Source organism: Paenibacillus sp. FSL R7-277 (assembly GCF_000517965.1).
Lineage (GTDB): Bacteria > Bacillota > Bacilli > Paenibacillales > Paenibacillaceae > Paenibacillus_AQ > Paenibacillus_AQ silagei.
In genome coordinates this window covers 112,124-134,265 of the sequence record NZ_ASPX01000014.1, presented here as the reverse complement: position 1 = coordinate 134,265, position 22,142 = coordinate 112,124, and the positions used below count along the sequence as shown (strand labels likewise).

The 22,142-nt window shown below is 55.7% G+C and carries 18 protein-coding genes and 1 pseudogene; 12 read left to right on the top strand and 7 right to left on the bottom strand.

What is annotated here, in order from left to right:
- Both C173_RS07445 and C173_RS07440 read right to left on the bottom strand, forming a co-directional pair.
- Window positions 1-851 (bottom strand): annotated as a pseudogene (locus tag C173_RS07445) (ATP-dependent helicase); the annotation flags it as partial.
- Window positions 848-2,485 (bottom strand): SWIM zinc finger family protein, encoded by a 1,638-nt coding sequence (locus C173_RS07440; RefSeq protein ID WP_036723677.1) that lies wholly within the window; start codon window positions 2,483-2,485, stop codon window positions 848-850. The pseudogene C173_RS07445 and the gene C173_RS07440, both read right to left, overlap by 4 nt.
- 185 nt (window positions 2,486-2,670) lie before the next feature.
- On the opposite strand from C173_RS07440, the gene C173_RS07435 reads away from it, so the two are divergent.
- The 4 genes from C173_RS07435 (at window position 2,671) to C173_RS07420 (ending at window position 8,068) form a co-directional block, all read left to right on the top strand.
- Entirely contained in the window at window positions 2,671-4,989 is a 2,319-nt protein-coding gene (locus tag C173_RS07435; protein ID WP_036723674.1) for a helix-turn-helix domain-containing protein, read from the top strand.
- Between the two features lie 241 nt (window positions 4,990-5,230).
- Complete coding sequence (locus C173_RS07430) at window positions 5,231-6,181, top strand: tripartite tricarboxylate transporter substrate binding protein (protein ID WP_051477892.1); 951 nt, start codon at window positions 5,231-5,233, stop codon at window positions 6,179-6,181.
- A gap of 43 nt (window positions 6,182-6,224) precedes the next feature.
- Window positions 6,225-7,229 (top strand): 2-keto-3-deoxygluconate transporter, encoded by a 1,005-nt coding sequence (kdgT, locus tag C173_RS07425; RefSeq protein WP_036723670.1) that lies wholly within the window; start codon window positions 6,225-6,227, stop codon window positions 7,227-7,229.
- Window positions 7,230-7,435: 206 nt separating this feature from the next.
- Window positions 7,436-8,068, top strand: coding sequence for a copper amine oxidase N-terminal domain-containing protein (locus tag C173_RS07420; RefSeq protein WP_036723668.1), 633 nt, complete (start codon window positions 7,436-7,438; stop codon window positions 8,066-8,068).
- A gap of 5 nt (window positions 8,069-8,073) precedes the next feature.
- On the opposite strand, the gene C173_RS07415 is transcribed toward C173_RS07420, so the two are convergent.
- The 3 genes from C173_RS07415 to C173_RS07405 all read right to left on the bottom strand — a co-directional run bounded on the left by C173_RS07415 (window position 8,074) and on the right by C173_RS07405 (window position 10,916).
- Complete coding sequence (locus C173_RS07415) at window positions 8,074-8,934, bottom strand: copper amine oxidase N-terminal domain-containing protein (RefSeq protein WP_051477888.1); 861 nt, start codon at window positions 8,932-8,934, stop codon at window positions 8,074-8,076.
- A gap of 181 nt (window positions 8,935-9,115) precedes the next feature.
- Complete coding sequence (locus C173_RS07410; protein WP_081751065.1) at window positions 9,116-9,994, bottom strand: AraC family transcriptional regulator; 879 nt, start codon at window positions 9,992-9,994, stop codon at window positions 9,116-9,118.
- 22 nt (window positions 9,995-10,016) lie between these two features.
- On the bottom strand, window positions 10,017-10,916 hold the full coding sequence (locus C173_RS07405; protein WP_051477887.1) for a GNAT family N-acetyltransferase: 900 nt from the start codon (window positions 10,914-10,916) through the stop codon (window positions 10,017-10,019).
- A 222-nt stretch (window positions 10,917-11,138) separates the two neighbouring features.
- Between C173_RS07405 and C173_RS07400 the strand changes: the two genes are divergently transcribed.
- From C173_RS07400 to C173_RS07390, 3 genes are read left to right on the top strand one after another with little or no spacing between them, the layout of a single operon-like run.
- A complete protein-coding gene (locus C173_RS07400) occupies window positions 11,139-11,735 on the top strand; it encodes a bifunctional transcriptional activator/DNA repair enzyme AdaA (protein ID WP_036723665.1) in 597 nt (198 codons plus the stop codon).
- On the top strand, window positions 11,710-12,300 hold the full coding sequence (locus C173_RS35480) for a methylated-DNA--[protein]-cysteine S-methyltransferase (protein WP_081751064.1): 591 nt from the start codon (window positions 11,710-11,712) through the stop codon (window positions 12,298-12,300). Before C173_RS07400 ends, C173_RS35480 begins: the two co-directional genes overlap by 26 nt.
- Window positions 12,281-13,180 carry a DNA-3-methyladenine glycosylase family protein gene (locus C173_RS07390; RefSeq protein ID WP_036723663.1) on the top strand — a complete coding sequence of 300 codons (900 nt, stop codon included), beginning with the start codon at window positions 12,281-12,283 and terminating at the stop codon, window positions 13,178-13,180. Before C173_RS35480 ends, C173_RS07390 begins: the two co-directional genes overlap by 20 nt.
- Before the next feature lie 257 nt (window positions 13,181-13,437).
- Here C173_RS07390 and C173_RS07385 read toward each other — a convergent pair whose 3' ends face one another.
- Entirely contained in the window at window positions 13,438-13,863 is a 426-nt protein-coding gene (locus tag C173_RS07385) for a VOC family protein (protein WP_036723662.1), read from the bottom strand.
- A 115-nt stretch (window positions 13,864-13,978) separates the two neighbouring features.
- Here C173_RS07385 and C173_RS07380 point away from each other — a divergent pair, with 115 nt between their 5' ends.
- A complete protein-coding gene (locus tag C173_RS07380) occupies window positions 13,979-14,941 on the top strand; it encodes a helix-turn-helix transcriptional regulator (RefSeq protein WP_036723660.1) in 963 nt (320 codons plus the stop codon).
- A 339-nt stretch (window positions 14,942-15,280) separates the two neighbouring features.
- Here C173_RS07380 and pdxR read toward each other — a convergent pair whose 3' ends face one another.
- A complete protein-coding gene (gene pdxR, locus C173_RS07375; protein WP_036723656.1) occupies window positions 15,281-16,723 on the bottom strand; it encodes a MocR-like pyridoxine biosynthesis transcription factor PdxR in 1,443 nt (480 codons plus the stop codon).
- Window positions 16,724-16,829: 106 nt separating this feature from the next.
- Between pdxR and C173_RS07370 the strand changes: the two genes are divergently transcribed.
- From C173_RS07370 to clpB, 4 genes are all read left to right on the top strand, one after another.
- The gene (locus tag C173_RS07370) at window positions 16,830-17,384 is read left to right on the top strand and encodes a GNAT family N-acetyltransferase (RefSeq protein ID WP_036723653.1); all 555 of its coding nucleotides are present in this window, start codon (window positions 16,830-16,832) and stop codon (window positions 17,382-17,384) included.
- Window positions 17,385-17,597: 213 nt separating this feature from the next.
- The gene (locus C173_RS07365) at window positions 17,598-18,074 is read left to right on the top strand and encodes an Hsp20/alpha crystallin family protein (RefSeq protein WP_036723650.1); all 477 of its coding nucleotides are present in this window, start codon (window positions 17,598-17,600) and stop codon (window positions 18,072-18,074) included.
- A gap of 246 nt (window positions 18,075-18,320) precedes the next feature.
- Window positions 18,321-19,316, top strand: coding sequence for a DnaJ C-terminal domain-containing protein (locus tag C173_RS07360; RefSeq protein WP_036723649.1), 996 nt, complete (start codon window positions 18,321-18,323; stop codon window positions 19,314-19,316).
- A 76-nt stretch (window positions 19,317-19,392) separates the two neighbouring features.
- Entirely contained in the window at window positions 19,393-22,035 is a 2,643-nt protein-coding gene (gene clpB / locus C173_RS07355; RefSeq protein WP_036723648.1) for an ATP-dependent chaperone ClpB, read from the top strand.
- Window positions 22,036-22,142 lie beyond the last annotated feature (107 nt).

The following is a 22,142-nucleotide window of genomic DNA, read 5'->3' as shown; positions in this document are numbered from 1 at the left end:
CGCAGCCGTGACAGCCCCCCTCCCGCGCGCTCGTGGACATGCGCTGTCCACGCTGCGGGCCAAGTTCCATGCGGCTCGCCGTCCCCGGTGAGCCGCAGCGGCACAAGCGCGGACTCGTCGCGCTTGTCCTGGAGGAGCAGCTGGAGCCGCCAGTGCGGCAGCTCATCGTCAGGCTCAAGCAGCTGCAGCACCGGCCGGAACGGCGCGGTGTCTGCCTTCCAGCCGATGGACATCAGCCAGCTGTCCTCGTCCATACCGGCTGCGCTTCTCCCGCCTGCGCTGAACAGCAGCGGGAATTCACTGCGCAGATCACCGGCCTGCGCCTCGGTGCTGTAGTGCCGCTGGAAGACCGCCGCCGAGAAGGCGGCCTGCAGCCCTTCGGCGAACCCGCTGCGCTCCTGAAGACGATGCAGCGCGGCCGCATCGTCCCAGTCTGCCTCGGCGGCTTCCGCCAGCACTTGCTCCGTCCAGGCCCAGCGGAGCTGGCCTTCACGGTAGGCTGCGAAGCTCGGGGCATACTGACGGGCCTCCAGCATTCCGGCCAGCAGCGGGGCTAGCCGGGTCAGCAGCTGGGCATCGCCCTGCCAGCTCCAGCCGACATGCCGGAGAAGCCGCAGGTCCGCAAAGAACGGCAGGACCTGCTCGGCAGGCAGCACCACCAGCTCGACCTCATCGGCCTTTGAGGTGCTGAGCTCCGTACCGTAGAAGGATTCCTCATGCCAGGCGAACAGCTTCTGCTTGAGCTGGACACCGGGCATATAATCATCCCGGTCATCCACACCGTAGATCAGCGCATCGCCATACTGGGTAAGGGCGAGCTGGACAGTAATATTGCGCATCTTCATATTCATGGGATCAGTTTTCCTTTCCGCAGCTCCTCCTGTAGGGCGCGCAGGCGGCTGTGTCTATCTGTGAAGCCGTCCAGGAACACTTCCCAGCGTGCTTCGCGTTTCAGTTTTTTATACAGCTTGGCGAGCCGCTTCAGCAGCTTCACGGCCGCTTTGTAGCTGTGCCGGTTCTTCTCCAGCACGAAGCGCTCCACCGCCTGATGATAGAACGGCAGGAGCAGCTCCGGCGCATTCTTCTCAATTGGCTGCAGGTCGCTCACCCGGAAGTCGGAAGGCTGATGGCCGGAGGAGATCTGCATATCCATCCATTCCTGCCATTTGCCGTAGGCAAGCAGCTGGGCTTCATAGATCTCGAGGGACAGCGGCAGCATACCGGACAGCGTATCCCACATCTGCGGCTCCGCTTCGGGCAGGCGGCGCACCGCCTCATCCCAGTAGCCCGCATAATCCAGCAGATTGTACATTCGGCTGTTCAGCAGCGGGCCGAGCGCGGCCAGCCACAGGGCCAGGCGTCTCCACTGGCCGGCTTCGGCCAGCGGAGGCAGGAAGCTCATCAGCTCCTCCGGGTGCAGCCCGGGCCGTTCGGACGCTGTGTGCAGCTTCTCTATAGCCGCAGCATCCTCATGAAGCAGAGCGTACATCCGGCTCTCGGCCAGCAGCAGGGCGTGGCGGGGAGCAGCGGCGCTTAGCCCTTCTCCAGCTTGTTGCAGCTCCTTCAGCTCTTTGGTGTACAGCTCCGGTCCGCTTAGATTCGGGGTAATCCAGTTGATCCACAGCAGGCTGTAACAAGCAGAGAAATAAGGCTGTTCTCTGGCGCGGTCGCGGGCCTCCGTCAGCATCTCGCTCCGCAGATAGGCAATCGTATCGTAGACTCTCGGCCACTCCTCAGGGGCCTCTGCCAGCGGCAGCCCCCGCTGCATCAGGTCTGTAATATGCTTTTGCAGCTCGGAAATCGCAATAGAAGTATAGTAGCCCACAGAATAACCAAGGGAGGAGAGGTTGGCCGAGAGCGGCTGGCCGCCAGGCCGGATCAGGCTCTCCAGCACACAGAGATGAGCATGGAGCTTGAACAGCATGGCGGCAGCGGGAGGCAGCTTGGGCTGGCCCCCGGTGATGGCGGCGAGCGCCCGGTCGGCATACTGCGGGTTGCGCACCGTATGGGCAAGCGGCTCCACCAGCAGCGCCATGTATTCTCGCCACTGCTGCACCGTAGCCTCAGGAATCAGGGCGGCCAGCTTCTTCAGTTGTTCCCCGCGCCGTCCCGGAACAGCGGATGCCGGAGCAGAATGAAGCTTGGGCTGGTCAATCAGCGCCTTGGCGTTCGCGATGGAATGCACAGGCCGCTCCTGTTCCTCGGCGTATTGCATCAGCACAGCCGCTATATGCTTGCACATCCCGGATACGGGGCAATCGCAATGGCTCTCCTGCAGATCGTCCAGGTCAATGGAGACCGCATAATCCTCCCGCCCTTCGACCAGCGCCATGATTCTGTACGGCGTGACCATTCTGAAGGCCTGCACGCGCTGCTGCTTATAATATTGAAATCCCCGTTTCAGGGTCAGATCATCGAAAGAATGGGCAACCTCCGAGATGAGCTTATCCCACCCGGCAGCATCCATGATATAGTTTGACTGCATCGCTATCGTTCTCCTGTAGCAGATTGGGTGAATCCATCGTTCCATTATATCATTATTGTATAGCGTATCCCGGAAAAGTCTGAAATCCTGGCAGGTATGATATGCCCCATATTGAAAAATTAGGGGAACATGCTAATCTGAAATCTAAACCTATGAGCAACCGCTGGAAGGATGAAGCTTAAGCAATGCTGCGATTTAAAATGAAATATCTGCTGCACAACAAACAGAACCGTCTAATCCTGATGCTGACAGCCGGGGTATCCCTTCTGATTACTATGATTGGTCTATTCTCCTATAGAGAGTACCGTAATGCACTGGACACCGAGCTGAATACACCGAATATTGAACTGCTGCAGATTAATGTAGATGTTACGAACCGGGCCTTCCGGGAATCCGACAACAAGGCAGTGGATCTGTCCTTCCATCCCGCTGTACTGAGCTATATCAATGCGTCTGAGGCGGATAACCGGGGCAGAGCCGCAACGGCGCAGGAATACCTTAAGGCGCTGGCGACAGAGCCGGATGTACACGCGATCAGCGTGGTCAAATTCAAGGACCGGTCTGTGCTCTCCAGCCGCTACGGCTATGTTCCGTCCTGGGGGGAGGCGCCTGAGCATGAGTGGGAGTCCTGGATCGGGGGAATGAAGGAGAAGCCGCTTTTGATCAAAAGAAGGCTGTTTACCGGCCCCGGTTCCCGCCCCGGTGATACTGAGCTGTTATCGCTTGCCCGGCCGGTGGTGGTGAACGGCGAAGTGGCCGGTGCCGTGCTGATTGATCTGGATTACGATACGCTGTTCTCCAAAATGTACACCCATCTCTCCAGCTACCAGCTCGTCTATAACCTGGAAGGAGAGCTGATCTACCCCAAGCTGAATCTTCCGTTCCCGCACGCGGAGCTGGGAAAGGTGCTGGAGGACATCGATGTCAGTCCCTTTGCCCATGTCACCATCGGAGGCCAGGCCTACATGGCGAATCAGACCTTCTCCAATGTGACCGGCTGGCGCCTGCTCTCGCTCGTACCCATGGAGCAGCTGCTCAAAAATGTGAAGATTGCGCGGAATATGATGCTGATGCTGTCACTGATCTCCATCGCCGTAGGTCTCGCTGCCATGTATTATTACAATTTTGCGGCCTTCCGGCCGCTCAAACGGATTAACAAGCTGCTGCTTCCTGAGCAGAAGGCAGCCGGGCAGGGCGGACTGTACGATCTGGAGCCGGTCATCGGCAAGCTGGTCGGTGATTTCCGCAGTAAATCGCTGGTGGCGGACTGGAGTCTCCCGGAGCTGCGCTCCAAATTCCTGCAGGACCTGATCACGCGGAGTATCGGCACACAGGAGACACAGACCCGGTTTGAGCACTACTTTACCGGCTGGAAGGAAGGTCCGTTCGAGCTGCTGGTCTTATCCATAGACCGGCATACCGAGTGGTCTGCGGGCTTTAAGGAAGAGGATCAAATGCTGCTCAAATACGCGATGATTAACATGGCCTATGAAATCTGCGAAGCTTCCTGGCGGACCGTGGTCGCTGCGCCGCAGCAGGACAGTCTCGTCATCCTGTTACAGGCGGCAGGCGGAGAGGAGCGGGAGCTGTATGCAGATGCCCGGCGGCTGGCGGCTGCCATGCTCGATGTGCTGAAGATTCCGGTGTCCGTTGGCATCGGTGAACAAGCAGGCTCAATTACCCATATCGCCCAGTCCTACTTAGAGGCGCAGACTGCGCTCTCCTACCGGTTATATGAAGGGTATTCCCATGTACGGGTCTATTCCCGCGCAGAGAACAAATATGAAGAGAGCAGCGGGGCGGCAGATGAGCTATGGAAGCAGGAAATGCTGAACGCCCTGAGAGCATCCGATGCCGCCGCTGCACAGGATTGGATCCGCAGAGGGATTGCCGAGACCCGCAAGCGGGGAATTCAGCCGCAAAAAGTATTCCGCTCGCTAAGTGACCTGCTGGAGGAGATTCTGCATATGGCGGCTGCCGGGGGATACCCGGTGCCTGCGGAGCTGGCTGACTACACCTGGCATCAGGTGACAACGATGGAGCTTAATGAGATTGAGCAGATGCTGTGCAGCATAGCGGTTCAGCTATCGGACGCCTTCGGGGCGCACCGGCAATCGAAGGAGTTCCTGCTGGTTCAGAATCTTATAGAGTATATGAAGGAGAATCTGCAATTCAATATCGGGCTGTCTGATATCGCCTCCCATGTGAACATGGGGGTATCCTCGGTGAGCACCATCTTCAAGGAAGAGACCGGAACTACCGTCTATGACTATCTGACCAACTTGAGAATCAATAGAGCCTGCGAGCTGCTGCAGGACAGCAGTCTGAGAATTGCCGAGATTGCCCAGCAGGTGGGTTATCAGAATGAGAACAGCTTCATCCGGGTCTTCCGCAAGATTAAATCGACCACACCCGGCAAGTTCAGGGAGAGCAGCAAATCTTCCAAGGAGTATGCAGATCGGCCAAAACCGCGCCATTCCGGCGTTTCTGAGGATTCGGAATAAGATTATGCGATTGAAGGCATAACCCCGGTTGCGGTAAAGTTCTATTTGAGAAAACTTTCACATCCTCCATGGCAGGCTGCTGATACTCAAATAAAACGGGGGTGAGGGCACGGGCGCAAGGCTAGGCATCAAGCATCTGCAGGCTGCCCGATTACTTCTATATTAGAGAAGAGGGATGGATTTGAAACGATCGACTCAAATAGGACTCTGGACAGCGGCAGTAGCAGCTCTGGTCCTGTTGATGCTTAGAATCGGGATTCCCGGGGGAGGCGGCCCGGGCCAGGAGACTGCCGGCACAGATTATCCCGTACGGCCAATCACACTGCTTGTGCCCTACGCCGCAGGAGGAGGAACGGACGCCACCGCGCGGGCGCTCGCCACCGCGACAGAGAAGGTGCTGGGCCAGCCGGTAATTGTGGTTAACCGCACCGGGGGCGGTGGCTCCGTAGGACTGATGGAAGGCGCGAATGCCAAGGGAGACGGCTATACCGTGACTTTTTTGCCGGCCGAGCTGACCATTCTTCCGCATCTGGGATTATTGCCGATTACCTATGAGAGATTCAAACCGATCGCTCAGACGAATTTTGATCCTTCCGCCATCACCGTAAGACAGGACGCGCCATGGCAGGACGTCAATGAATTTCTCGACTTTGCGAAAGCGCATCCAGAGGAACTCAAAATGGGAAACGCAGGAACGGGGAGCATTTGGCACTTGGCCGCCGTAACCTTGGAACGGGAGACCGGTGTGAAGTTCGCGCATATTCCCTTTGAAGGTGCAGGGCCGGCCGTCTCCGCCTTAATGGACGGATTCGTGGATGCGGTACCAGTCAGTCCCGCCGAGGTGAAGAAGTATGTGGATGAAGGGAAGCTGCGGATATTGGCAGTCAATGCCGACAAGCGCTCAGAGGCGCTGCCGGATGTGCCGACCCTGGAAGAGCAGACCGGAATTCATGTGAACTTCACAGGAACATGGAGAGGACTGGCTGTACCGAAGGATACGCCGGATGCGATTGCGGAGGTATTGGCCGGGGCATTTATCAAAGGGACCGAAGACAGGGAATTCCGCGAATATATGAATTCGAACGGGCTGGGGCTGCTGGTGAAGGACGGCAAAGCTTTTGCGAAGCAGCTCAAGGAGAGCGATGATCTGTTCGCCGCGATGATTCCCGAGCTTGGACTAAGCCGCAAGTAGAACATACACACTCATCACGAGTAAGAAAGGGTAGGGTAATCATATGAAAATCAAAAAGACACTGGATCGGATTCCCGGCGGAATGATGCTCATTCCACTGTTTCTGGGAGCGATCATTCACACTGCTTTTCCTGATGCGGGCGAATATTTCGGAGGGTTCACCAAAGGCCTGATGACCGGCACCGTGCCGATTCTGGCCGTGTGGTTCTTCTGTATGGGAGCCGCGATCGATGTCAGAGCTACCGGAACCGTACTGCGCAAATCCGGTACGCTGGTATTGACCAAGATCGCCGTAGCTTGGGTCGTAGCTATGATCGCTATCCAGTTCCTGCCCGAGGGCGGGGTGCAAACCGGCTTCTTCGCCGGACTGTCGGTCCTCGCCATCATCTCCGCTATGGATATGACCAACGGCGGGCTGTACGCCTCCATTATGCAGCAGTATGGGACCAAGGAAGAATCCGGTGCCTTCGTGCTGATGTCACTCGAATCCGGGCCGCTCGTAACCATGCTCATTCTGGGCAGCACCGGTGTGGCTGTATTTGAACCGCATCTCTTCGTTGGCGCTGTCCTGCCGTTCCTCGTCGGGTTCATCCTGGGGAACCTGGATCATGATCTGCGCGCCTACTTCGGCCGAGCTACTCAGACGCTCATTCCCTTCTTCGGCTTCGCTCTGGGCAGCTCGATCGACCTTGGCGTAATCGTTGACACTGGCCTGCTCGGTATTCTGCTTGGTATTGTCGTTATCATTATTACCGGTATCCCGCTGATTCTGGCTGACAAGTTCATTGGCCGCGGCAACGGAACTGCCGGACTGGCCGCTTCCAGTACCGCAGGTGCTGCGGTCGCCAACCCTATGCTGGTAGCGAACATGAAGCCCGAATTCCTGCCGGCCGCCCAGTCCGCTACAGCGCTGGTAGCCGCATCCGTGATCGTTACATCCATTCTCGTCCCGGTCATCACAGCTTACTATTCCGACTACATGAAGAAAAAGAACCCCCCGGCCGCAGAGGGACCTATAGATGCTAAGGCTCAGAAGGCAGCGGGTTAAACATCAGATAACAACGTAATTAACACATATTAGAGCAATTGAATTCTATGTTACTTAGAACCTCGGGCCAGCGTTAGGGCTGCTCCGGGGACTTTTTTTGTTAGGATAGCATTCGGGTGAATGCTTACAAAAAATTGATTTTATAGAAACAAATATGTTCGAGTAGCGTCTAAGATAGAAATCTATCATCCAGGGAGAGATCAAGAATGAACAAACTTTTGAAAATAGGCATATCAGGATTAGCCTTGACCCTAGTGTTTAGTGCAGGAGCCTTTGCCGCTACAGTCGCTCCCAAAATAATCGTAAATGGTAATCAAGTGAAAACTCAGACGCAGCCTAAGATTATTAATGGTACAGTATATATCCCGATACGGGCCGTTTCAGAAGGGCTTGACGCCAGTATTCAGTGGGATAACACAAGTAAAACCGTGTATGTGGATTCTGATCCGAATTTCGGAATGGAGCGCAGCAGCGTGGCTTATGTGGCGAACCGGAACCTGGCATACAGATGGATTATGGCGTATGACGAACGCAATCATCAGGGAGTGCTCGATGTAGTTACGCCTGATTTCAAGACGGACCTCTATAACGAAAGCTTCCCGGCGGGAACGTATAATATGGAAACCATTATTGATATGAAGCCTGTCGCAAGTACAGACAGCACCTTAACCGTGCGGATTGTCCAGAGAGTGACTGCAGAAGATGAGTACAAGGTGAAGGTGGAGCGGTGGAATTTTATTTTTGGGCAGGGGAAAATCAAGTCCGTGAAAAGGGTACCGGACACTGCGAAATATCTGGACCGGTACACCCTTTTCCCGGGCGCTAACTTCGGCATATAGGTTTCTTACTCCGGGATGGCCCGGATCAGATCAGTATAAGAGAGGCCGGGGAACTTAAAGGTTGTTACAGTACCGTCGCTAAGCGTGTGATAACCACTATATACACCTTTGTTGTAGCTAAAAGAATCCTGGAACAGATCGGAAATATACGCTGGCTGCACACCGCCGAATGTAGTAGCAGGATAACCGGGGATATCTGCCTCCGAAGCCTGCCATATGGCTGTGGCCGTTGTGCCTGTAATCTCAACTACAGTGGTTATTTCTCCATTGCTGTAGGCATAACGGGTGGCGTCCTTTGAGGCAAAGGCATACGAGTAGTAATGGGATTGATCACTTTGTACACTTGTACCGGGTTTAAAAGCGTAGCGCACCGGCAACGAAATGGCCGCCAGGCGGGCCTGCTTAAGATCTGCTGAATGGATGGCCTGGGCATCAGGAGTGAAATTCTTGGAATGAATGAAGATGATCTCCCTTAACTTTTCATAGTACACACTGTATCCAAATGCCTCACTGACAAACTTTGCGGGAACCATGATTCGTCCGTTGTAATTATTGGCTTCACTGTCCATCTGTACAGGCTCGCCATTCTTGTAAGCCATAGACTGTCCCTGAGTCATTTCAAAGTGGTCATTAGAGGAATTCGTGATCGTGACCGTATGGCGGGTAGCGTCCCAAGAATAGTGGAGCCCTAGGGAAGCAAGCGTGCGGATGGGAATCATCGTTCGGCCAGACTGTATAAAAGGACTGCTATCAGCAGAGATAAAAGCACCATTGATGTTAACCTGTATAGGTCTTGTGGTTGGCCGGGCCGGGCTGGAAGCAGGGGCTGCCAGAATAACGTTGGGAAGCATAAGCATGAACAGCATAATGCAACAGGCAGGAAGCCACCTTTTTAATGAAGACATAAACCAATCAATCCCTTCCAGTAATTTGTATATATTGATTATAACGTGAGAACTGAGAGGTTAACAATCGTTACCCTGGCCCGGAAAAAAGCCCTCCAGATGCCTTTATGGCTGGTAGAGGGCTTATAGGGAATGTTGTATTTTATTTCTTCGCCACAGGAATCCATACCTCGCAAATACATTCATCGTGCTCATCATTCGTCCAAAAGTATTTCTCGATGCACGGACCTTCTACTTGTTCAAAGCCTGACGACGGGAACCATTCCGTATAGATCCGCCGCCAGACATTCTTAATGTCTGACCCCAGCTCCGGGTCATTTGGCACTTTATCCAGGCAATCGAATACAGCATACGTCTGGCCGGGTATAGTCAGGTTAACCAGCTCTTCTGGTACCTGCTGACCTTCCGGCAGCTCGGTTCCCATCAGATAGCGTTTCGTCCCATCCTCACGGAAGTCATAGTAATAACCGAACAGCAGCGAACCGGAAGGCCTTCCGGCACATTCGTTAATAAGGTCATGCGTACCATCGTTCCAGATTTTCTCAACGAATGCAGGGATTTCACTATAAGCATCCTGGTGGATAATAACCTCCTTACCCATGACGCGGTAGCCCTTCTCTTCAACCATCCTGTAATTCATTTCGCTTTCCCCTTTGATCTGAATTTGAAAGGAGATGCGGGGGAACGATTTGAGCTTCACGTTCTTTTTCTTCGCCATATTGGGGGTCACCCCATGCACCCGCTGAAACGCTCGGGCGAAGGCCTCAGGCGTCTCGTACCCGTACTTCAGCGCAATGTCGATCACCTTGCCGTCCGTCCCTGCCAGTTCTTCCGCCGCCAGTGTAAGCCTCCGGTTACGTACATATTCGGTAACAGTGAACCCTGTCAAGGCATGGAACATCCGCTGAAAATGGTACTTCGAGGTCATCGCCGCTCCGGCAATATCCTCGACGCCAATGGCGTTATGCAGATTTTGCTCTACGTAATCAATCGCCTGCTGAAGCAGCCGTATCGTCTCCATTCCCTCACCTTCCTTTCATAATTCATTGTAGAGAAGCGGGCAGGGCGGGGCCTGACCGGGAATGCTCTGAGTTGTCCGGATTTTTTATCATATACTCCATTCGATGCGTTTCCTGAAAACCAAGGCTGTTATACAAATGTATGGCTTCATTCCCAACGACGCAGGATAGGGTAACGCTTGTATAGCCGCGCCGGTGGATCTCATTGCACAAGTACTTCACGAAGGTTCGTCCGATCCCGCGTCCCTGAAGGTCAGAACGTACACTAACACTGCTGATTTCATTCCCGTGGATGTGGCTGTAAGCCGCAATTTCCCCGTCAAGCTCATAGACCAACCTGTCCTGTGCATCCGCTGCCCAGGCTGTTCGTCTACCTTCATTAGGCTCTGCAGGCACAGAATCGGGGAAGCAGCCAACGCGCATCCGCATTTCATGAAAAGCAGTAGCATACAGCGAATGGGCAGCCACAAAGTCCTCATCTCTATACAACCTTGCAGAGACCGTTTCCTGAGGGAAAGAACCGCCGGTTCGTTCCATATAAATAAGTGAATAGTACGGGGCATAGCCAAGGCTGCGGGCAAACGCAAGAGAAGAGGATACCCCGGACCGGACAGCAGTACTGATCTTACGGGTTCCGCCTGCCTGTAATTGAGCTTCTGCCATCTGCATCAATGCCCTGCCAATGCCTTGCCGGCGATACTGCGGGGCGACGAATACATTTAAATGAGACTGGGGTGCAGACGCTTCCAGTTGGACTAATGCAATAAGCGTCTCTTGCACATAAGCGGCAATAAACACTTCCGGCTCCTCTTCCAGCACCTGCAGGAGGTCATGACCGGTGTCCGCGTCCAGGCTTAATAGTTTTGTGGCGGTGAGAGAATCCTTCTCGCGCAGGCGTTCGCAGCGGATGTCTGATAGTTTCATTGGGTTCTTAGTCCTCCGAATAAAGATTGTAGTTGGATACACCACTTAGAAGCCCTAATTATAATCCAAGTAGTCAATACTAGCATTAAAATAGCTACTGGTTTTCCACTTCTGCTTGGCGAGAAAAACCCTCTGCTTCACTGTCGTAATCTTGCTCTCCTATTGCAATAGGCTGCATATGTCAAAACGAATCGTTTATACTGGCGGTAAGAGGTGATGGGGATGGACCCGCAATTGTTCGAGCGTATCTATGAAACGGTGGTGCGGCGCGAGCCGACCTATGACGGGATCTACTATACGGCGGTGCTGACGACCCATATTGTCTGCCGTCCGTCCTGCCGGGCGAGAACGCCGAAGGCAGCAAATGTTGTATTCTATGGCTCCTTGCAGGAGGCTGTTTCGGCAGGCTTCCGTCCCTGCAAAAGATGCCGTCCCGAGGAAGGCGGCACCCTCCGGCCTGATGCGGTACTAGCGGCGCAGGCGGATGCCATAATGGACGGAAGGTTCGGCAGCAAGCTGACTCTGAAGTCGATGGCTGAAGAGCTGAAGGTCAGCCCGTTCCACCTGCAGCGCACCTATAAGCGGGTAACCGGCCAGTCACCTGCTGCCAGATTGGATGCGCTGCGCACGGAAGAAGCCCGCAGGCTGCTGACGGAGACAGCGGCGGAGATGGGTGAAATCGGCCGGGCTGTGGGGTTCCGTACGCCCTCTCATTTTGCCGCCTGGTTCGTGAAGAAGACGGGGCTGTCCCCTACAGAGTACCGCAGCAAGCATAACGAAGGAGGAAACCAACATGAACCCAAGCCCAAGCCGGAATAACAGCCGGAGTACAAATACGATCACGATTTATCATCATACCCTGAACCTCGGGAACGGGGAGTGGACCCTGTGGGCTAGCGATAAAGGCCTGATCCGCGTATCCTTTCCGCAGGACGAAGGGCAATTACCCGCCTCCTGGTTAAAAATGTACGCGCCTGCCCATGAGCTCATGGAGGATGCCGGGAGATTTGAGCAGCTTGGGGTGATCACGCTGCTGGAGCGGTATTTTGCCGGAGAGCCGGTGGATTTCAGCAATGTGGAGCTGGATCTGTGGGGCACCCCGTTTCAGCAGGAGGTGTGGCGGGGGCTGCTTACCATCCCGCATGGGGAGACGGCCAGCTACAAGCAATTGGCTGAGCGGATTGGCAGACCGCTGGCGGTTCGTGCTGTCGGTGCGGCCAACGGGCAGAATCCGGTGCCTGTCATTGTGCCTTGCCACCGGGTTATCGGCGCGAACGGCACCTTAACCGGCTTCCGGGGCGGACTCCAGATGAAGCAGGTGCTGCTCCAGCTGGAGGGAATTCTCAATGTAAAGGCGGCTGGTCATGAACGATTTGCTTTTTGAGCTGCCGCTGCCGGAAGACTTCGACCTGGGGGCCTGTCTGGAGTACATGAACCGCTCGCCGCTGGAATGCCTGTTCCGCACGGATGAAGCAGGCGTCCGCCGGATGTTCAGGATAGAGGGTGGCCCGCTGCTGGTGCGGCTCAGTGTGTCCGAGAATCACAAGCTGAGTGTAACCCGGCTGCATGGGGCGATTCCCGGTACATTGGAGCAGGAGGTGTTGGCCCGCTACATTGTGGAGTGGTTTGATCTGGATCGTGATCTTGCCCCGTTCTACAGGCTGGCGGCAGCGGACCCGCTGCTCGGGCCGCTGGCCAGCGAGCACCGGGGGCTGCGGATCATCGGCATCCCGGATCTGTTCGAGGCGTTATGCTGGGCGATTCTGGGCCAGCAGGTGAATCTGGCTTTTGCCTACAGGCTGAAGCAGCGCCTGACCGCAGAATACGGCGAAGCGCTGGAATGGGAAGGGCAGGCCTACTACCGTTTCCCTGGCCCTGAGGTGTTCACAGGGGTGCAGGTAGAGGAATTATGCGCCTTGCAGCTAACCCGCAGCAAAGCACAGACAGTGCTCACCGTAGCCTCGCTGATCACAAGCGGGGAGCTAAGCCGGGAGGAGCTGCTGGCGCTACCGTCCCCGGCTGCCGCCGAGCAGCGGCTGTTGCAGATCCGCGGGATCGGCCCGTGGACCTCGCAATATGTCCGTATGCGCTGCCTGCGCGATGCGTCCTCGTTCCCTGTAGGCGATGTCGGCCTGCAAAATGTAATCAAGTTCCTCACCGCCATGGACCGCAAGCCGACACCGGCGGAGCTGCTGGAGCTGGCCCGGCCGTGGCAAGGCTGGGAAGCCTACGCCACCTTTTACTTGTGGCGGGCGTTATATTAGAACAAAGCCCTGTCTCGCCGGTTGTTTCGGGAGACAGGGCTTTTTGGATGACATTGTAGAGTGAAGTGGTGCCGAACGTAGCTGAAGGATCGCCGGGAGGAGCAAGAGTAGGTGCTTGGTTCCACTGGTCAAAGGCCGAATGTATGCGGAAAATCGAATACAATTCGAGTTGGGACGGCACATGGACCAAATGTAAGCGGAAAACCGAACACATTTGCAGCCGTGGGGCGCTCGCCCTCCCACTCTCTACCCCATTCCTACTTCCTATTATCCATAAAAATCTGGAAACATACGCCGAACTTATCGGTCACCATGCCGTAAGCGGGACTGTAGTAGGCTGGGGCCAGCTCGATATCGACAGTTCCGCCTGCCTTCAGTGAGTTAAATAGCTGCTGTGCTTCCGCCTCGGTCTCCACCGTGAGACAGATGTTGATGTTGTTGCCCCGGCTGCGCGGCATACCCGGCTCATAATCCGCCACAAAAAACTTCGTCTCTCCCGCCAGCAGCACCGCATGGGCAATCTGCGCCTTCTCCTGCTCCGTCATCGGGGCGTCCGGGTTCTGCGGGCCTTCGCCCATCGTTTGCTTGAACAGCACCACAGCACCAAGCGCTTCCTGATAAAAGGCTATCGCCTCCCCAGCAGATCCGTCCACCAGAATATAAGGGTTCATTTGCAGTTTCATGTCTTGTTCGCTCCTTGGAAGGTATATTTGCCTGTACTAACCGGCTATGGTTATAGTGTAGACTATAATAGTGACAGCTCTTGTCATAGTTAAAATAATAAATGGAGTGAACCCTGTGTCGAAATCCAAAAGGCTGCTGGACCTCATGATGACCGTCAACCGCAAGCGTAAATTCACCGTCAGGGAGCTGGCTGACGAATTCCAAGTTTCTTCACGCACAATCCTCAGGGATTTGCAGGAGCTGGGGGAGCTGGGCGTACCGCTCTATTCCGAAGTGGGGCCGCATGGAGGGTATCAGGTGCTGAGCGAGAGAATCCTGCCGCCGATTGCGTTCACGGAGGAAGAGGCGGTGGCGATATTTTTTGCCAGCCATGCCCTGCGCCATTATAAATATCTTCCCTTCAAGGAAGAATCCTTATCCGCCTTGTACAAATTCTATAATTACATGTCTGGCGATGTCCGTGACCGGATTGATGAGATGAAGAACAGAATTGATTTCCTGACCCCGTCGCGGCAGGCGGAATTCCCTTATCTTCCCCAACTGCTGGACGCGGCTACCGGGCAAAAAGTGCTGCTGATCGATTACCAATCGAAGGGCCGGCGGCAGCAAAGGTGGATTCAGCCCGTCGGCATCTATGCCAGTAACGGCCTGTGGTATTGTCCGGCGTATTGCTTCCTGCGGGGCGGCATCCGTACTTTCCGCTGCGACCGGATTCAGTCTGCCGGGTATGATGAAGCGGGACCGGCCGCGCTTGATCTGCGTCATATCCACTTGGACAATACGGAGCATTACGGCAGCCCGCCGCAGGAGCAGGCCGAACAAAGCCTTATCCGGCTGTACGTGGAGCTGGGGAATGAAGGGGTCCAGGCCTGCGAAGGGGAGGTATGGTCCCCGCAGCTGCTGCATATCCGTGCAGACGGCACAGGCTGGCTGGAGGGAGAGATTCCGGGAAGCGATCTGGGCTTCTTCGCGCGGTTTGTGATTAGCCTGTGCAGCGAGGCAACGGTGCTGGAGCCCCCGGAGCTGGTGGCTGAGGTGAAGCGGACGCTTGCGGATATGCTGGAGAAGTATAGTTGATTCAAAAGCCAGGGCATGAACATTGAGAAGATATTAGGCAGATCCTGCACCTGCCACTGGCCTCAACTCTGGAAATATAAGCAGCTGATTGTATTTCCTGCAATAGAAAACTTATATCTGAACGTGAAATGTTATTCTATTGTATTTCGTACATTGGAATATTGCATTTTGGGCGAAAGATGTCCTTTGTTCAACATTCAATTGTACCGAATACAATAGAACTTATTTGGAAGCTATTTTGACATCATTCCATTGTACAAAATACAGTTACTGCCGTTCCAGCGCCTACAGCATCCGAATGACTGCGCGGGAGTGAGGCGCTCTTAAACCGATGCTGTACTAGCCCAGCCATATCCCCGCCAATCTGCGGATGCCCTCATCGATCAGCTCCTCAGCGATCCCGCCGAAGCCCAGGATGAATTCCGGTTCATCGTAGTCCGGCTTGGCCCACCAGGTATAGGACATGGGGGTAACGCGAATGCCCTCGGCTTCCGCTACTGCAGCGAGCTCCCTGGCGCTGGTGCTATTGCTAACTCTGTTGCCAACTTCTGAGGGCGGCTTAAAGGTCAGCAGCAGATGAAATCCGGCATCCGTTCCGCTGAGCACTGCGGCATCGCCGAAATGCTGCCTGACCGAACGCAGCAGCAGGTCATGCTTACGCTGGTAGAGCAGGCGCATCCGGCGCAGGTGCTTCTCGAAATGACCCCGCTCCATGAAATAATGCAGCGCAATCTGATGAAGCCGTGAGGCCGAATGCTCCAGGTACAGCTCGCTTCTCAGGCTGTGATAGTCTGGCAGCAGCTCCTCCGGCAGCACCATATAGTGAATACACAACGCAGGGGTTACCGACTGGGCGAAGCTGCACATATAGATCACCGGACTGCCCTCAGCAAGCCCTTGCAGCGCGGGGATCGGCCGCCCGTGATAGCGGAATTCCCCGTCATAATCGTCCTCGATGATATATCCGCCTGTGGACCGGGCCCACTCCAGCAATGCGAGGCGTTTGGTGATTGGCATGGTCATCCCCCGGGGAAACTGGTGGGACGGCGAGATGTACACAGCATCTGCCCCGCTGCTGTACAGCTTGTCTATCTGCAATCCATCCTCCTCCAGCGGAATGGGCAGAATGCTATATCCGCTGCGCCGGAATGCCGCAGGCAGCAGGTGGTACCCCGGATCTTCGATACCCAGCCCGCTCACCCGTCCTTTCAGCAGCAGACACAGCAAAGAACACAGCGTATACTGGTCGCCGCCGACTACAATCTGCTTCTCCGTGCAGCGCAGCCCGCGGAATTGCCGCAGATGGGCGGCGATGCTCTCGCGGAGGGCCGGCTCCCCCTGGGGATCGCCGTACTGGAGCAGGTCTGGATTCGCGAGCTGCTCCTGGTAGAGGCTGCGCCATATTTTGTGCGGGAACAGGGAGAAATCATTGCGCGACATATGGAAATCATACGCGTAGTGCCGTGAATCACGGGGCGTGATCGGGCGGGGTGCCGGACTGGGCCGTTCCCCGGCGGCAGCAGGGCTGCCTTCCCGGTGAACGGGCAGAATATAGTAGCCGCTGCGCGGCTTGCTGGCGATGAAGCCCTCTGCCAGAAGCTGCTGGTATGCAAGCTCCACCGGAGTGGCGCTGATTCCGCATAACGCCGCCAGGCGGCGGATAGAGGGCAGGCGCGTCCCGCTCTGGAGGGTGCCGCCCAGGATTGCTTTTGCCAGATAATTATAGAGCTGTATGTAGTACGGGACCTCGCTGTGTTCATTCAGATCAGGGACAAGCAGCATCCTTCACCTTCAATCTGTCCTTTGAAATTAGACGTTTTTGTATATTTTATAGTATGCAGTACTGCATTACCATAAGAGCTATAACAACAGGTGGGAGATGACGGGAATGAACAGGCATTCAGAACTTGTAACAGGGGAAAAGGTATATCTGCGCCCGCTCAACGGGGAAGATGCAGAAATGTATTATCATATGTTCTACGGCACGGAAGTCCGCAGGCTTACAGGAACGAAGAAGCATATCACCAAAGAGCAGATTGAGAATTATATCGCGCGTAAATCCGGAGATGACAGCACGGTGCTACTGCTCATCGCGCTGAAGGAGAATGATGAGGTTATCGGCGACATCGCTATTCAGGACATCGATGGGGATAACCGGAATGCCAATCTGCGGATCGCCATCGGGGACGAGCGGCATCAGGGACAAGGATATGGGCGTGAAGCGCTGCTGTTGATGCTGGATTATGGCTTCGGCATTCTGAATCTGCACAGGATTGAGCTGGAGGTCTACAGTTATAATGCCCGTGCTGCGCATGTATATGAGTCCATCGGGTTCGTGCAGGAGGGGGTGCGGCGTCAGACGCTGTTCTATAACCATGAGTATCATGATGTGATAATGATGGGCATGCTGGAGAGTGAATACCGGGAGCGTTATTTGAAGTAGAGCAGGAAGGTCAAATAAGGTCAAATACTTAATAATGTTAAAATTTATTATAAAAAAAGAGCCGAAACGCCGGATTTTCCCGGTTTTTCGGCTTATACCGGTTTTGTTTTCTCCGGGGGTGCAGGCTATAATAAAGCCATAGGTCAGACAAAGTCAAAGTCTTAGCAAGACCGAATTCAAAAAATCAAAAGTCAAATGAAAGGAGAATGAAAGATGTTTGATTTGGTTCCTTTTGGTAAACGCAGAGATGATGCTTTTGGTGTGTTGGCGAAGTCGCTGAACGAAGTGTTTAATGATGATTTTTTCGCACCGCTGACAAGTAACGCGCTGTCTTTCCGGACCGACATCCGTGAGAGTGAAGGGGCATATCTGATCGAGGCCGAGCTTCCGGGCTTCCGCAAAGAAGAAATCGACATTGATTATTCCAGCCCTTACTTGACGATCAAGGCGGTTCGCACAGAAGAGAGCAATGAGGAGAACAAGGACCATCAGATGGTGCGCCGCGAACGGCGGTATGGTGAATATGTACGCCGGTTCTATGTCCAGGATATTGACGATGCGGGCATCCGCGCTTCCCTGAGAGACGGGGTGCTGAGCCTGGAGGTGCCGAAGCGGCAGAAGCCGCAGGGCAAACGGATCGAAATTCAGGATGGCGGAAACGATAATTCAGACCGGAAAGAGCTACAGTAAGCGGAAGGACAGCCTTATGAGGAAGATGGACCTCCAAGTCCGGCTGAAGCTGCCGCTTCTGCAGGAACTCCGGGCTTAGCGGCTGTAGCCGCTGGCCTATCCGGTTCACCGGGCGGCAACAGGATTTCACCGGGCTTTTCATATAGCACTTCATATTAGACGCATTGTAGTGGGGGTTCCGGCTATAATGCGTCTTTTCCCGGAGGAAGGCAGAAGGTTCCCATTACACGAAAGGAGGAGGTTCCGGTGGCGGCAAATTATTATGAGCGTCTTGGGGTAGACAAGAAGGCCTCGAAGCAGGAGATCAAGAAGGCCTATCAGAAGCTGGCCAAAAAATGGCATCCCGATGTCAACAAGGCCCCGGAGGCAGAGGCGAAATTCAAGGAAGCAGCCGAGGCATATGAGGTGCTGGGCGATGAAGACAAGCGCAAAATCTATGATGAGGAGCTCCGCTATGGAGCCGCCGCAGGCTCACGGGGTCAGCGCAGCTACGGATCGGCCTCCTCTGCGTCATGGGAATCGCCGTTTGGCGCGGGCTGGAGCAGCGGAGCCGCTTCTTCCGGCGGTATACCGGAAGAGGATCTGTTCGGTATGTTCTTCGGCAGCCGGGGCGCGGCTGACCGTACCGGCTTCTTCTCGGGCAGCAGTGGTGCCCGTCCAGGCGGAAGCCCGTGGGGGGATGAGTTCAGTACGATGCAGGCCCAGCTTGAGATTACGCTGGAGCAGGCCTACAAAGGCGGCAATATCAGCGTTCAGGCGGCAGGCAAAGACCTGAACGTACAGATTCCGGCACGCTCGGCGGAAGGGACCGTCCTCCGGGTACCCGGCGGCGGAAGCGGAGCGGGGCAGGGCGGCGATCTGCTGATCTCGCTGCATCTCCTGCCGCATGAGATCTATGAGCCGGACGGCGGGGATCTGCTCGGCACGGTTGAGATCGCCCCTTGGCAGGCTGTGCTTGGCGGGGAAGCCAAGGTAGCGCTGCCGGATGGCAGCAGCGTGAAGCTGAAGATCCCTGCCGGAATAGCCAGCGGCGGAACGCTGCGCCTCTCCGGCAAGGGGCTGAGACGTCCGGACGGAACGAATGGTGACATCCTGTTTCGGATGGAGATGGTCATTCCGGCCGGAACGACCGAGGCAGAGAAGAAGCTGTACCGTCAGCTGGCGGAGTCCGGCAGCTTCCAAGCCGGCGCGAAACGGCGTACCACAGGCGGAGCGCAGCGGCGAAGAGCGGCAACACGGTAAAGAACATTTAAGTTCAGCATATATAACAGCCGGGCATCCGGTTGATTAACCTATACATTAGAAAGGCGATGATTTTATGGATTTCAATAAGCTTACCCAGAAGCTGCAGGAAGCGGTAGCAGAGGCGCAGTCGCTGGCGGCTTCCGGCGGGCATCAGGAGATTGACAATCTTCATCTGCTGAAAGCCTTACTTCAGCAGAATGAGGGCCTGCTGCCCCGGCTGCTGCAGAAGATGAATGTTCCCGCAGCCGAACTGCTGCAGGGGACCGATGCGCAACTTCAGCGCAAGCCCAGCGTAAGCGGGAGCGGAGCGGGCACCATGCGGCGCTATGCATCGCCCGCGCTGATTGCCATGCTGGAACAGGCGGAGCAGGAAGCGGCCAAGATGCAGGACGAATTCGTCGCGGTGGAGCATGCCGTCCTGGCGATGGTCTCGGATGCGAGCAGCGGGAACCGCGAGCTGCGCGGGCTGTTCACCAGCCGGGGCGTTACCCGGGAGAAGCTGCTTGGAGTGTTAGCGGAGATTCGCGGACACCAGCGGGTGACCAGCCGGGAGCCGGAGGCCACTTATGAGGTGCTGGAGAAGTACGGCCGCGATCTCGTGGCTGAGGTGCGGGCCGGCAAGATCGATCCGGTCATCGGGCGCGATGCTGAGATTCGCCGGGTAATCCGTATTCTCTCCCGCAAGACCAAGAATAACCCTGTGCTGATCGGGGAGCCGGGTGTCGGCAAGACGGCGATTGTCGAAGGGCTGGCCCACCGGATTGTCCGCCGGGATGTGCCGGAGGGACTGAAGGACAAGACAATTTTCTCGCTGGATATGAGTGCGCTAATTGCCGGTGCGAAATACCGGGGAGAATTCGAGGAGCGGCTGCAGGCGGTGCTGAAGGAGATCCGCGAGAGTGACGGACGGATTATTCTGTTCATTGACGAGCTGCATACGATTGTCGGTGCGGGCAAGACGGAGGGGGCTATGGATGCGGGCAACATGCTGAAGCCGATGCTGGCCCGGGGTGAGCTGCACTGTATCGGGGCGACCACGCTGGATGAGTACCGCAAATATATCGAGAAGGACCCGGCGCTCGAACGCCGCTTCCAGCAGGTGCTGGTCAGCGAGCCGGATGTCGAGGATACCATTTCGATTCTGCGCGGCTTGAAGGAACGCTTCGAGGTGCATCACGGGGTCAAAATCTATGACAGCGCTCTGGTAGCAGCCGGTGTGCTGTCTAACCGTTATATCACGGACCGTTTCCTGCCGGATAAGGCGATTGACCTGGTCGATGAAGCCTGCGCAATGATCCGCACGGAGATTGACTCCATGCCCGGTGAGATGGATGAAGTAACCCGCCGCCTGATGCAGATGGAGATTGAAGAAGCCGCGCTCAAAAAAGAAACCGACGACGCGAGCGCCCGCCGCCTGGAGAACCTCCAGCGGGAGCTGGCCGACCTCAAGGAGAAGCATCTGGGGATGACGGCCCGCTGGGAGAAGGAGAAATCGGCCATTCAGGGCATCCGCGACCTGAAGAAGCGGCTGGAGCAGGCCCGCAAGGATCTGGTCGATGCGCAGGAGATCTATGATCTCAACAAATCGGCTGAATTAAGCTATGGCATTATTCCTGATCTGGAGCGGCAGCTTAAGGCGGCAGAGGAAGCGGCGCAGCAGGACCAGGAGACCCGGCTGCTGCGTGAAGCCGTGACGGAGGAGGAAATCGCCGATATTGTCTCACGCTGGACGGGAGTTCCCGTAAGCAGACTGGTGGAAGGCGAACGGGATAAGCTGCTGCGGCTGGAGGATACGCTGCATGAGCGGGTAGTCGGGCAGGATGAGGCGGTCCGGCTGGTAGCCGATGCGGTTCTTCGGGCTAGAGCCGGCATCAAGGACCCGAACCGTCCGATCGGCTCGTTCCTGTTCCTCGGGCCGACCGGGGTGGGGAAGACGGAGCTGGCCAAAGCACTGGCGGTCTCGCTGTTCGACCGCGAGGACGGCATGATCCGTATCGATATGTCGGAGTACATGGAGAAGCACAGTGTCTCCCGTCTCGTAGGTGCTCCTCCCGGATATGTCGGCTATGAAGAAGGGGGACAGCTGACCGAAGCGGTGCGCCGCCAGCCGTATACGGTAGTACTGCTCGATGAGGTGGAGAAGGCGCACCCTGATGTGTTCAACATCCTGCTGCAGCTGCTGGATGACGGGCGGCTGACCGATTCGCAGGGCCGGATGGTCGACTTCAAGAACACTATTGTCATCATGACCTCCAATATTGGCTCACCGCATCTGATTCAGGGCACGGATGATAACGGCGAGCTGACCGAAGCCGTCAAGGATCGGGTCATGAAGGAGCTGAGCGGGCACTTCCGTCCGGAGTTCCTCAATCGCGTAGATGATATCGTAATGTTCAAGCCGCTGACCCTGAATGAGACGGAGCAGATTGTTGTGAAGCTGGTCGATGGCCTGCGTCTGCGCCTCTCAGAGCGGAATATCGGTCTTAAGCTGAGTGACCAGGCGGTCCGCTTCATTGCCGAGGAAGGCTTCGATTCCATCTATGGGGCCAGACCGCTGAAGCGGTTCATCCAGCGCAGTCTGGAGACCCGGGTAGCGCGCGCGCTGATTGCCGGAGAAGCGGAGGAAGGCTCAGTGATGACGGTGGACGAAGCGGACGGCGAGCTGACTGTTGCAATAGCGAAATCAGAGTCTGCGAAGACAGTAGGATCGATGTGAAATGTAATGGGCCCCGGCGTCACCTCTTAGTACAGTGTCAGATTTAAAAGGGTGGATAAGCTTGTGAAACTCAGGGGTTCGTGTAATGAAACCCTATCATCCCAAAA